Origin of the sequence: Rickettsia endosymbiont of Nabis limbatus, from assembly GCF_965196655.1 — a bacterium.
GTDB lineage: Bacteria > Pseudomonadota > Alphaproteobacteria > Rickettsiales > Rickettsiaceae > Rickettsia.
This window is the reverse complement of the sequence record NZ_OZ239771.1, coordinates 411,275-424,143: the sequence shown is the minus strand read 5'-3', so window position 1 is coordinate 424,143 and position 12,869 is coordinate 411,275. Positions and strand designations below refer to the sequence as shown.

Genomic DNA, 12,869 nt, shown 5'->3' with positions numbered 1-12,869 from the left:
AGTAATTTTTAAAAAACATTATATAAATATCAATTAAAATTATCAAAAAAGATAGGAGCGAGAAAATGAGCCATAAAGAACAAAATGTAACATCAAATATAGAAACTGATATTGTGAAGAGTAATCGCGTATTATCCTTATCAGGAGGCGGAGTAAAAGGAATAGCAGAGCTAGTGGTGCTCGCTGAGATAGAGGAGCGTACGGGTAAGTCTATAACGGAGTTATTTCCAATAATAACAGGCACTAGTGTTGGCGGACTTATTGCAGGATTGCTAACCATTCCCAAAGAATCAGGAAGTAGTATACCAAAATATAGTGCCAAAGAGGCTTTAGAGATATTTAAGGAAGCAGCCCCGCAAATATTTCCAGATGAGTTATTAAGCGGAGTGAAGCAAGTATTTACACATAAATACAGTCAAAAGCCATTAGAGAAAATATTAGATGAACATTTAGGAGGTATGCGTTTAAGTGAGGCAACATCACGCTTAATGATACCGGTGACAAATTTAAATACAGATGGTCGGGAAGTAGAAGTCTTTGATAGCCATAATCTATTTGGGACAAGCGGGCATAGTGATCCAAGCCTTAAGGATGTGCTGCTTGCAACTACAGCAGCCCCTACTTATTTTAAGGCAGTAACAAATGCGAGTGCTATTACAGGTACATCTGTATCAAAAGAAGCATTATATGCCTATGCAGATGGAGGGTTAGCTGCTAACCGTCCAGCATATGAGGCATTAAAGATATTAAAAGGCAATAATAATCGTGAGCAGAAAAAAGAAATATTAGATAAAACGATGGTGTGTTCACTAGATTTTGATGATGCCCTGAATTTTCATGAAGCAATACCTGTAAGTGATAAACCAACCAGTAATGGTATTTGGAAGTATATAAAGTATGCAAGTCCAGCATTACTAATATATGATGGGCTATCGAAGTTATTTGAGAGTACGCATGATGATGGAGCAATAGGGTGGATGTCTAAGGGCAAGCTAATAGATAGATTAATGCACGCAAGCGAAGAAAATGTAAACTCTGCGGTCAGGAGTGATTTACCGGGTACAGATGAGTTTATAGAGGTAAAGCTTCCAATTACTAAAGAAACATCAAGTTTAGATAATGCAAAAGTAAAAAATATAGCTGCTTTAGAAGAAGTAGGTCGTCAGTATATAAAGGAGCATGATCAGCAATTACAGAAGTTATGTGATAATTTACTCTATCATTATAATCACGAACAAAATATGGAGGGTGATGCTGATACTGCAGCTACTATAGATGATATGTTCGTTGCAGATAAAACAATAGACAAAGTAATAATATCCGAAGAATTAGTACAAAAATTAGGAGCCAATTTAAATGAGCAGCAGGTAGCTACTATCGAAAGGGCACTTGCAAGCTTAAGTTCCAAAGAAAGTGAAATGGTAGAAGCATTTTTACACAACCTTAATAATGATCAAGTTATAGCTTTATCTAAGCTACTGCCTGTAATTGCTGACGGTGAATTTAAGGATACTCAAATAGAAGAGATGAATATATTTCAGAATAAGTTTTTGCAGGTTTTTAGCAATATGTTTACTAACCAAGATGAGTTTGGATCTGAAGTATCATTAAATGCTACCCAAGAATATACTGCTGAAGTAGCATGTGATGGTAGAGGATCAGAATTATCACATCATATCGATATAGGTGTAGAGGCTTAATGCTTCTTACACTTTGCATTATAAGTTTTATTGTTATATTATACCAATAATAAAAACAATGACAGATTATAGTAATAATACAAACAAGTACATAGAAAATAAAATCGGCTTAAATCTAAAGACGTTAAATAGTTTTAGTATAGGAGAGCATAAGAAATATAGCGATATCTACAGTTTAACTTCGCATGAATATAGATATAGTGCTTTAAGTGCGGTATTAAAGATCATGGCAATACCATTAGTTGCTGTATTGAATGTAATTAAAATATTCACAAATTTTGAAGTAGTGGCAGTTAAGGAAATGGTCAATATACCACTTATTCTTTTAAAAAAGATGGATCAAGGTATTTCAAAGAAGATATTACAAGGACTTGATAATACCAATGAAGCAGAGCTACGTGATATAACAAATAATATATTAGAGCAGTGGAAAGAAGATAATGCTTTGATCCAAAAAGAAGAGGAGAGTTGGTTTAGCAGCGTTAAGAATTATATATGCGACAATGTATCATTTATTGAATATATTAGAAACTTTTGGGTAAATGGGGGAATACATTATAGTAAGACGCAACTTGAAGAGCAGCACTTAGTTAAGAAGATAACCAAGGAAATCTTTAAAACAGCCTATATTGCTGGCAAAGAGGTGCGAGCATTAAGTAGTGATGATATATATAATCATTTTAAGGAGATAGGAGCTTATAAGGATAACATGCCAACAAAAGAGATAGATTTATTTCAAAATCAGTTATTTCATAGCAATGATGATATTTGGACTGAGTCTATTTTGGATCTAAGTTACTTGAGTAATGATGATACGACACCTTTACTAGGTAAGTAAAAAACGTTAGTATATTCCAAAAACGTTCGTTTTTGGAACAGCGTTAATTAGATTTTACAAACTGAGTGAGTAGGGAATTGAGGTTGTGGAGTATCAATGGAATTAAGTGAACTGTATACTAAATCGTAAAAACACGATTAGTAGACATTATTGTCTACTAATCGATATAATGTACAATATATTAGAAGCAGTATGAGATTATTTGGTTATGCTAGGGTATCAACAAATCAGCAACTTTTAAACACACAGATAAAATGTTTAAAAGATGCCGGAGTAAAAGAATCACGAATATTCTATGACAAAGCTACAGGTAGTAATTTAGATAGAGCGGGATTAAATAATTTATTACATAAAGTAGAAGAAGGAGATGTAATATTGGTTACCAAGTTAGATCGTTTAGGAAGAGATACTGCCGACATGATTTGCTTAATTAAACAGTTTACTAAAATAGGTGTAGCTATGCGTTTTCTTGATGATGGAATTAGTACAGAAGGCAGCACGGGCAAAATGGTTATTACAATCCTTAGTGCAATAGCAGAAGCCGAGAGAGTCAGGATACTTGAAAGAACTAATGAAGGTCGGTTAGAAGCAAAAAATAAAGGTATTAAGTTTGGTCGCAATCGTAGTATAGATCGAGATAAATTGTTACAATTAAATGCAGATGGAATTAAAGGTGTAGCATTAGCTAAAGAAATGAAAATAAGCCGTGCTGCTGTTTATAAAATCCTGAAAGAAGAAAAGTTCGAGCATCTTAATAATTGAGTGTAGCAATTTATACGCATTACATTTACAGACATTATAAAACACATAATTACCTTATTACTTCGTACTCAAAAAGTCTTGAATAGGTTATCTCGTATAAAATGATACTCCTCGCAGCAGAGCTACGAGGTATCTATCCAAAAAGTTTTAACTGTTTTTGTTGAAATGCTTTATAAGAAACTGTGCTCATAAAATATCCTTTACTCCAAAACTCACTTCCCCATAATTTTTCTTTAAGATTTGGATATTTCTTAAACATTTCCTTAGATGTAATACTTTTTATGATTTGAGTTATTTTTGTTGGGCTATACATTAACGCGAGTTTCGAATTAATATAGCATAGGATTTAGCATATCAAGAGAGATGTAATAGAAGGTTTATTATCAGACATTTGATAATTTATCAGTGCTGCAACCATATGCACAAAGGCATTTGTAACTGATCTATGCCTTGAATGCTCAAACTTCCCCAATAGTTTAATTTTACTAAACACAGATTCTATTAATGCTCTTTTAAGCAATAATATTTTATCCAACATAGACATAAGTTTATTTTTCATATTTTTCTTTACCCTAGTTACCATAAAAATTCCTTGCTCTAAAAGTTGTTGAAATAATTGTTGTGAAATATAACCACGATCTCCGAATACTTTACCAAAAAGATTTTTGATCATCAGTTCCAGCTGTTTTCTATCATCCTTATTGCCAGGGCTAAAAGATGCTTTAACTATACCACCGGCTCTATTAATTATTAGATGTAGTTTAAGTCCATAGAACCAACCTTTTGTTGTCTTACTGCGTGCTGCTATGCCGGCGAACACTTTATTCATTGAAATACGGTATCTCTTACATACCTCTATACTACTTGAATCTACAAAAGAAAGGCCATCACACTGATCCAAAATAGAATTGAATATCAGTACTAATAGTGGTAAATGTGGACCTATTATTTTTATAAATTGACTATAGCTTACTAATTGAAAATCTCTTTGATGATAAATCCATATTTGCTTCAGATAATAATTCTTAAAACAATCATAAGATGACTGCCAGTAGCCTATTATAATTGTTATTACCTCACTTCTGTTAAGTCGACTTTTAGGACCAGATTTGTTGTTATGGTTAGTAATTGAATTTGTATGCTTGTCTAATTCTTGAAAAAAATCATCGACGTAACAAAATATTTCTGTAAAATCCATTATCATAGGTTATTGCTCTTAAAGTTTTTTCAATAACCTATAAACTTTTTTCTTATACTATAAATACCATATTTTAATTAGCAATTTGTATTTTGTACTCACTTTATAACAAAAACAGTATTATCAATATCCCCGTAACCCACTGTTTATCAGCTATACAGCGACTTTTTGAATACGAAACTCGCGTTATTTTACTATCAAAAATTATCTTTCAACGACCCCATTATGCCCAATATTTACCTTTTGATTTAACAAGAGCACAAAAAGCAACTAAAGAAATATTTGATACTATACCAGTTCAAAAACAAGCTATTAATGAAGCAATTAGTAATTTAGAAATGCAAAATGTTGATCCTAAATTTACAAATTTAAATTTTGAAGATCAAGAATTAGGTGATTTTAGTAAGTATTTAGATGTCAGAAAAGAAAAATTAGCTTTAATTTCCTCTATTGAACATCCAAATCCTAAATGGAAAGAATCAGGAGCTTGGACCGAAGCACTAGAGAACCCTACAACTTATGCACAAAAATTTCCTAAATCACATAGTAATGAAGTAACTCAACAAGCACAAAATACAGGAGAAAAAGTAAAAAATACGCAAAATAACGAGAATACTGTAGATAAAAAACCTACTTCTTTTGTTGAGAGTTTAAAAATTAAAAGAGAAACAGATCCTGGTATTCATCAAAGATAAATTAGATTATAATATTTATAAAGTTCTAATAACTTTAATTAGTTTTTTGATATCTTTACTGTATTTTTATAGCTGGTATGAGCTTTTAAAAATCTAAATCTGTATAATAGCTTGGTGGAGTAAAGCCTGGGATTCTATCTTGCAATAATAATCTAAAAGCGGGTCTTGATTTAATCAGTGAGTACCAATGCTTAATAACAGTCCATTTATCCCAATAAATTTCACTGAAATAATCAAGTACGGATAAATGACAAGCTGCTGCAATATCGGCAATAGTTAGGGAGTCTGAAACTATATAACTTCTTTTCTCAAGTAAACTAGTCATATATTCTAGGTGATAATTTAGGTTATTTTTTGCAGCACGTAAAAATTCAGTCCTTGGACTGCTCATTTTAGCGATTGATCTTATAACTTTTTCATCGATAATAATTTTAGTAACTTCACGATAAAATTTATCATTAAACCAAAAGAATAATCTTCTAATTTCACAACAAACATCTACATCCTCATCTAAAAAACTAAAATTTGGATATTTGCTATGAAGATATTCTACAATAGGATAAATACCAACTACAGATAAGCCATATTGCTCTTCTAAAACAGGTAATGTTCCGGCAGGGTTTATTTTTAGGAATTCTTTATTAAACTGCCAATAATCTTCTTTAATTGTGGTAAATTGTATATCTAATTCTTTTAAAAAGACACGAGCTTGCCTTGAGATGGGACAAATAGGATAATAATATAATTTCTTCATTAAAAGTTTAACACATATACTTCTTTTCTTTCAAAAGCAGTACTTCATACTACTTTTGAAAGAAAATTATAATAAAGGTCTATAAGCCGGATTCTGTACGAACTATAAATAGCTCGTTGTAGTTATTTATCTAGGATAAACGTTATCGTTTACCTCAAGCAATCTACCCGCATTACAAACCGGTTAGAGATACCCGGGAGCTTATAAAAGCTCTGTAACGCCTATTTGATTTTGCTCTTGGTGGGGTTTACCATGCGTAACTTGTTACCAATTTACCGGTGTGCTCTTACCACACCTTTTCACCCTTACCGCAATATAGAATATATTACGGCGGTTTATTTTCTGCGGCACCTTCCCTAAAGTAATATTACTCCGCCGGGCGTTACCCGGCACCATACCTCTATAGAGTCCGGACTTTCCTCGTAATTTTTTAAAAATCACGCAACTACACAACCTATTTAGATTATGCTAAATTTTTACAAATTAGTCAATATTTACTATTAACAATAATTTAACGTTGCCACTATTATTAGCATAATGTATAAATAGGGTTTAAGTGCCAAATACCATCAATAATTATTAGCAAATTTTATATACACATGAAAAAATTAATTTACTATTTTGGTAGTAACGGTAGCGATGGAAACGCTAGTATGAAAGATATCCTTGGTAATAAAGGGGCTGGGCTTGCTGAAATGTCTAACTTAAAATTACCTATACCTGACGGCTTTACTATCACTACTGAACTTTGTAACTATTTTTATACTCATGATAATAGCTTTCCTAAAAATTTTAGAAATGAGTTAAGAACAGCTGTAGAAAAACTTGAAGTCACCACTGGCAAAATTTTTGGAAACACCAAAAATCCTTTATTATTATCAGTAAGATCGGGTTCTATTGTTTCAATGCCTGGTATGATGGATACTATACTTAATCTTGGGATGAATGATGAAGTTTGTACGGCTCTTGGTGAAGTTTGTAAGAACAAAAGATTTGCTCTTGATAGCTATAAAAGATTTTTAGAAATGTATGGAGCAACTGTTTTATCCATACCAAGTGATTTATTTGAACAAATTTATGAAAGACATAAAATTCAAGCTGATATTTATAGAGATAGTGATATTACACCGGAATTATTAGAAAAGATTATTGAAGACTTTAAAAAATTACATGTAAAATATGCAGAAAAGTTAATAACCGATCCTTACGAACAGTTAGAATCGGCAATTAAAGCGGTACTTAATTCTTGGATGAGTAACAGAGCAGTTATATATAGAAAAATCAATAATATTTCCGATAGCTTTGGCACTGCTATCAATATACAATCTATGGTTTTTGGTAATTTAAGCAAAACTTCAGCAACAGGAGTTTTTTTTACTAGATCACCCTCTACAGGTGAAAAAAAGCTTTTTGGCGAATTTTTGATAAATGCTCAAGGGGAAGATATAGTATCAGGCACTAGAACACCTTTGCCTATTATTTCTGATGACTCAAATTCTATGAAAGCAACAATGCCGAAAGTCTTTGATGAATTGTCAAAAATTTCTGAAACGTTAGAGAAGCATTACCTAGATATGCAAGATATAGAGTTTACTATAGAAAATAGCAAACTTTATATCTTACAAACTCGTACAGCTAAAAGAACTGCTATTGCTGCTATAAAAATTGCTGTACAAATGGTGGAAGAAAAGCTGATCTCTAAAGAACAGGCTTTAATGCGAATCGATCCTGAGTCGTTAAACCAATTATTGCACACTCGTATAGATTATAGCAAAGGTCTTACATCTATTGCGGATGGATTACCTGCCTCTCCAGGAGCGGCAACTGGTATTATCGTATTTTCACCTTACGATGCTGAAAAATTATCACATCACCATAAGGTGATTTTAGTAAGGCACGATACTAGCCCTGAAGATATTAACGGCATGCATGTTTCCTCAGGTATTTTAACAATACGAGGTGGTATGACTTCACATGCTGCGGTCGTAGCAAGAGGTATGGGCAAGCCCTGCGTTTGCGGAACTAATAATTTAGTAATAGATGAGAAAAAACAAACATTAACAGCTGGGGAACTGGTACTTAAACAAGGCGACATTATCACAATTGATGGCGGTACAGGGAAAGTTTTCTTAGGAACAATGCCACTAATTCAACCTACTTTTAGCGAAGAATCAAAATTAATTTTTGAATGGGCAGATGAGGCAAGTAAACTAAAAATTCGTACCAATGCCGAAACCGTAAGTGATGCTTTAGTATCAGTAAAATTTGGTGCTACAGGCATAGGTTTATGTCGTAGTGAACATATGTTCTTTGATAAAAACAAAATTCCTCAAGTACGGGAAATGATTATTGCCCCTGATATAGATAGAAGAAAGCTTGCAGTGCAGAAATTACTACCTCTTCAAACACAAGATTTTAAGGCTTTATTTAGAGTAATGGGCGATAAACCGGTAAATATTAGATTACTTGATCCGCCATTGCATGAGTTTTTGCCGACAACTGAGGAAGATAAGAAAAATCTAGCAAGTAATTTAAACCTACCACTATCGATGATTAATCAACGTTTGCACGCTATGCACGAAGTAAACCCTATGCTTGGTCATCGCGGTTGTAGACTTGGTATTTGCTCACCAGAAATTTATCAGATGCAAGTTGAAGCAATCTTTACAGCTATTTATGAGCTACATAAAGAAGAACATATTGAGTGTAAATTAGAATTAATGATTCCTTTAATTAGTAACGTTAATGAAATCAAGAAGCTTAAAGGTGATATTTATGAAATGATTCATGAATTAGAAGAGCGTTATGAGCATAAATTCTCTTTTAGTTTAGGTACCATGATTGAGTTACCAAGAGCGGCACTTAACAGTAAAAAAATAGCTGAGGAAGTTGATTATTTTAGTTTCGGTACTAATGATTTAACCCAAACTACATATGGAATTTCAAGGGATGATATAGCCTCTTTCTTACCTTATTATTTAGAGGAAAGAATCTTTGAGTCTGATCCGTTTACCACACTAGACGAAGAGGGAGTAGGAGAATTAATTGAGATTGCCATAAAGCGAGGAAAAAGCAGCAACCCTAGCTTAAAGTTAGGTGCTTGCGGCGAGCATGCGGGACATCCTACCTCTATAGAATTTTTCCATAGAATGAATTTGGATTATGTTTCCTGCTCCCCTTATCGTATTCCAATCGCACGAATCGCCGCCGCACAAGCTAAAATTAAACATGGGTAGTGTCCTTTGGCATTATTGAACAGCTCAAAAAAAGCGTTCGGTGTCATGCCTTGACTTGGCTATAGATCCAGTATAAAGCGAGCTTTTAGTGTTAAAAACTTAATTTTAAAATTTCTTTGGAAAGGAATATGTAATACTACTTTTCAAAGATACCCATGCTTTCGCAGGAATGACCTATGAGCAATGCGACAACACCGGATAAATCCACGGGATAAATATCCTTAGGTCATTCTTCAATCACGCAATATTTCTACTTTATTTAACTCTTCCCAAGTAAAATCTTTATCTTTACGACCGAAATGACCATAAGCAGCTGTTTTTTGATAACATGGAGTGCGTAATTTAAGATGTTTAATAATTTTACCAGGACGCATATCAAAATGTTTTATTACTAATTTAGTAACATCCTCATTGCTTAATTTACTAGTACCGAAAGTTTCAACGTAAACTGAAACGGGTGCTGCAACACCTATTGCATAAGATATTTGTATTTCACAGCGTTTAGCCAAACCTGCCCCTACTATATTTTAGCAATATAACGAGCCATATATGCTGCTGATCTGTCTATTTTAGTTGGATCTTTACCAGAAAAACAACCCCCTCCATGCCTTGCCAAGCCACCATAAGTATCAACGATAATTTTTCTACCTGTTAAGCCGCAATCTGCCGCAGGACCACCTATCACAAATCTACCAGTAGGATTAATCAAATATTTTGTATCTAAATATGCTTGTCTTTCCATGAGAAGATGAGAGTAGTAAATAGGTGCAGGCAATGATACTCCTCGCAGCAGAGCTACGAGGTATCTATCCAAAAAGTTTTAACTGTTTTTGTTGAAATGCTTTATAAGTGTCATTGCTAAAGTAAAAGGGACCAGTAAATTGCACGAAAAAGGGACCAGAGAATTTGGTGTAACCTAATAAGGTTATAATGTGCAATATTCACTAGATAATTAATTAAAATAAATATCTAGTGATACAATGATAAGAATAAATATGTACACAACAATTATCACCCTTTATAAGCAAGGCAATAGTCAAAGAAATATTGCCAAACTAACGAGAATAGACCGTAAAACAGTAAGAAAAATAGTAAACCGTTATGTAGAGTCTGGTACAGAATCTCCTGCACCCTATGAACGATCTTCAGCACTGGATTCTTGGCACGAACAAATAATTGAGTTATTAGAAAAGAATCTAAGTTACATAAGAATTTTTGAAGAGATGAAGAACTCGGCCGCAAGCGACCGAGTTTCAAAACAGGTTAAACTGCTTTGTTTCTTTTTCAATTTTATCCATTGCGTTTATTTGATTTCGTACATATTCACGAATTACCTCATCATTAACGTTACCTACAGTTTCTACAAAAAAACTTTGCGTCCAAAGTTTACCACCCCAAAAATATTTACGCTTTATTTTTGGATAAAGCTTGAAAAAATTTCTTGCAGATATGCTTTTTATTATTTGCATAATATACGACGGAGAAACTTTTGGCTCAGATTTTACTACCATATGAATATGATCAGTAGGTATCTCTAACTCCACTATTTCTATATTATAATCGTAACCAATCTTCTTTATTATTAACCTTAAGCTTTCTCTATAAGGTTCAATAAACACTTTATGACGATATTTTGGTATCCACACAAAGTGATACATTATTCTAAAAACATGATGACTATTACGCCTCAATTCCATTCTACTAAATTATAATATGCCAACGCTTATATTATAACGCTATCCATCTAGGGAGCAAGCTCCCTAGATTTTCGCTATGCGGTTAAAAATTCAAGGTTATACAAAAAGTTATGGTTCGCTAACCCGTTATATCAAAAAATATAAGATACAAAATAACAGTTGCATTCGTTTTCATACTTTAGCAGGAGAGGAAGCACAAGTAGATTTTGGTGACATAGGCTTACAGTATAATTCTAAGGGGCGTAGAGTTAAAGCATATGTATTTAATATGCGTTTAAGTTATAGTCGCCTTGATTATTATGAAGTAGTGTTTGATCAAAGTTGTCAAACATGGATACAATGTCATATCAATGCATTTAATTATTTTGCTGGCAGTCCAAAAGTAATAAAACTTGATAATCTTAAAGCTGGAGTGGTAGATAGCAATTTCTATGAGCCCGTATATCAGAAGGAATACAAACGTTTAGCTGATCATTATGGAATTTTACTTTCTCCTTGTCGTGTATATCAACCTCAAGAAAAAGGCAAAGTAGAATCAGGAATAAAGTATGTCAAAAATAATTTTTTTGCTGGACGTAAATTTCATAGATATGAAGAATTAACACATGATCTTGCTAACTGGTTAAATAAAGCAAATAACCGAATACATGGTACTACTAAAAAAATTCCTCAGGAACTATTTGAGCAAGAAGAAAGTAATAATTTAATGCCTTTACCATTAGAAACGTTTGATTTGTCATCGTGGCATAATCGAAAAGTAGCAAAAGATTGTCATATCACCATAGATAATAATTATTATTCCGTACCGGCAAAATATATATACAGTGAGGTACTGGTACAATTATCACCAAAACTTGTTCAAATATTTTCTATCCAAAATGATTTAATAGCAAGGCACGTTAGAACAGATGGCAAAGGAATATTTACCACTAATCCGTCTCATTATGCCAAATATAAACGTCTATGCCCAGGTTTTATAGAATATAGTGAACATTATCAACAACAAATGCAGCAGATAGGAAATAATTGCAGTTTATTATTAGAGTTATTACAACAAACACGAGTAAATGATTGGCAACGTTGTGCTAGAGGTATTATTTCTTTACGTAAGGTTTACAATGATGAGTTAATAGATAAAGCTTGTCATAGAGCATTACATTACGGTATAAGTTCTTACTCTAAAATTAAAAATATCTTAAATAGTAATGCAGTAAACTTACCATTGCCAGAGTTTGGAGGTCAGAATGCAGAACTTGCTTAATGACCTACGTAGTTTTAGATTATCAGGTATAGTCAATAGCTTAAATGAAAGGATTATTTATGCTCAAAATAATAAACTAGGATTTAAAGAATTTCTCTCACTATTATGTGAAGATGAAAAATCTCACCGTAAGGATAATAATTACCGTCGTCGTAAAAGTGCTGCTAAATTACCAGTCACTAAAAATTTAGAAGACTTTGATTTTCAGTTCCAACCAAGTATTGATGCCAAAGTAATAAGTGATTTATCTACTTGTGATTATATTAATACTAAGGGCAATGTCATATTCATAGGTAATTCTGGAACTGGCAAAACTCATCTTGCTATTGGATTAGCATTAAAAGCTTTAACACGAGAATACTCTGTATATTTTACTACGGTATCGGATATGCTTTATAATTTACATATTGCAAGAGCAGATAATAGCTATCACAAAAAAGTTAAATTACTCTTATCATTTGACTTATTAATTCTTGATGAGTTAGGTTTTAAGCAATTACCAAAACATTCAGTAGATGATTTTTTTAATATTATTGCTAAACGATATGAAAATAAATCTACCATTATTACCACAAACAAGGATTTTGAAAGATGGAATGAAATATTTGCTGATGAGTTATTAACTCATGCAATTATTGATCGAGTAGTACATCATGCACATATACTAAACATCACAGGTAAAAGTTATCGTATTAATAACTATAAATTTGGAGGTCATTTGACATAAA

The 12,869-nt window shown here is 32.7% G+C and carries 11 protein-coding genes, 1 other RNA gene and 2 pseudogenes; 8 read left to right on the top strand and 6 right to left on the bottom strand.

What is annotated here, in order from left to right; all coding sequences use genetic code 11:
- Positions 1-65: 65 nt before the first annotated feature.
- The 3 genes from ACOAL3_RS02500 (at position 66) to ACOAL3_RS02490 (ending at position 3,300) form a co-directional block, all read left to right on the top strand.
- Positions 66-1,700 carry a patatin-like phospholipase family protein gene (locus tag ACOAL3_RS02500; protein ID WP_419234709.1) on the top strand — a complete coding sequence of 545 codons (1,635 nt, stop codon included), beginning with the start codon at positions 66-68 and terminating at the stop codon, positions 1,698-1,700.
- A gap of 58 nt (positions 1,701-1,758) precedes the next feature.
- Positions 1,759-2,538, top strand: a complete 780-nt coding sequence (locus ACOAL3_RS02495) for a hypothetical protein (protein WP_419234708.1) — start codon at positions 1,759-1,761, stop codon at positions 2,536-2,538.
- 192 nt (positions 2,539-2,730) lie between these two features.
- A complete protein-coding gene (locus tag ACOAL3_RS02490) occupies positions 2,731-3,300 on the top strand; it encodes a recombinase family protein (RefSeq protein ID WP_419234707.1) in 570 nt (189 codons plus the stop codon).
- Positions 3,301-3,433: 133 nt separating this feature from the next.
- On the opposite strand, the gene ACOAL3_RS02485 is transcribed toward ACOAL3_RS02490, so the two are convergent.
- Both ACOAL3_RS02485 and ACOAL3_RS02480 read right to left on the bottom strand, forming a co-directional pair.
- On the bottom strand, positions 3,434-3,613 hold the full coding sequence (locus ACOAL3_RS02485) for a transposase (RefSeq protein WP_419234706.1): 180 nt from the start codon (positions 3,611-3,613) through the stop codon (positions 3,434-3,436).
- Positions 3,614-3,646: 33 nt separating this feature from the next.
- Entirely contained in the window at positions 3,647-4,504 is an 858-nt protein-coding gene (locus ACOAL3_RS02480) for an IS982 family transposase (RefSeq protein ID WP_419234519.1), read from the bottom strand.
- Positions 4,505-4,590: 86 nt separating this feature from the next.
- Here ACOAL3_RS02480 and ACOAL3_RS02475 point away from each other — a divergent pair, with 86 nt between their 5' ends.
- On the top strand, positions 4,591-5,193 hold the full coding sequence (locus tag ACOAL3_RS02475) for a hypothetical protein (RefSeq protein ID WP_419235294.1): 603 nt from the start codon (positions 4,591-4,593) through the stop codon (positions 5,191-5,193).
- Positions 5,194-5,278: 85 nt separating this feature from the next.
- Here the strand turns inward: ACOAL3_RS02475 and ACOAL3_RS02470 are convergent, their stop codons facing one another.
- Entirely contained in the window at positions 5,279-5,947 is a 669-nt protein-coding gene (locus ACOAL3_RS02470) for a glutathione S-transferase family protein (protein ID WP_419235293.1), read from the bottom strand.
- A gap of 68 nt (positions 5,948-6,015) precedes the next feature.
- An RNA gene (gene rnpB / locus ACOAL3_RS02465) (RNase P RNA component class A) lies at positions 6,016-6,408 on the bottom strand.
- 138 nt (positions 6,409-6,546) lie between these two features.
- On the opposite strand from rnpB, the gene ppdK reads away from it, so the two are divergent.
- Positions 6,547-9,183 carry a pyruvate, phosphate dikinase gene (ppdK, locus tag ACOAL3_RS02460; protein WP_419235292.1) on the top strand — a complete coding sequence of 879 codons (2,637 nt, stop codon included), beginning with the start codon at positions 6,547-6,549 and terminating at the stop codon, positions 9,181-9,183.
- A gap of 233 nt (positions 9,184-9,416) precedes the next feature.
- Here ppdK and ACOAL3_RS02455 read toward each other — a convergent pair.
- Positions 9,417-9,958, bottom strand: a pseudogene (locus tag ACOAL3_RS02455) (methionine adenosyltransferase domain-containing protein); the annotation flags it as partial.
- A 205-nt stretch (positions 9,959-10,163) separates the two neighbouring features.
- Here ACOAL3_RS02455 and ACOAL3_RS02450 point away from each other — a divergent pair.
- Positions 10,164-10,253, top strand: a pseudogene (locus ACOAL3_RS02450) (hypothetical protein); the annotation flags it as partial.
- A gap of 183 nt (positions 10,254-10,436) precedes the next feature.
- Here the strand turns inward: ACOAL3_RS02450 and tnpA are convergent.
- Positions 10,437-10,841, bottom strand: coding sequence for an IS200/IS605 family transposase (gene tnpA / locus ACOAL3_RS02445; protein WP_419234538.1), 405 nt, complete (start codon positions 10,839-10,841; stop codon positions 10,437-10,439).
- Between the two features lie 115 nt (positions 10,842-10,956).
- On the opposite strand from tnpA, the gene istA reads away from it, so the two are divergent.
- Together istA and istB are read left to right on the top strand one after the other, a co-directional pair.
- Positions 10,957-12,141, top strand: coding sequence for an IS21 family transposase (gene istA / locus ACOAL3_RS02440; protein ID WP_419235291.1), 1,185 nt, complete (start codon positions 10,957-10,959; stop codon positions 12,139-12,141).
- The gene (gene istB / locus ACOAL3_RS02435) at positions 12,125-12,868 is read left to right on the top strand and encodes an IS21-like element helper ATPase IstB (protein WP_419234522.1); all 744 of its coding nucleotides are present in this window, start codon (positions 12,125-12,127) and stop codon (positions 12,866-12,868) included. The genes istA and istB overlap by 17 nt, the downstream gene beginning before the upstream one ends.
- Position 12,869: the final 1 nt, after the last annotated feature.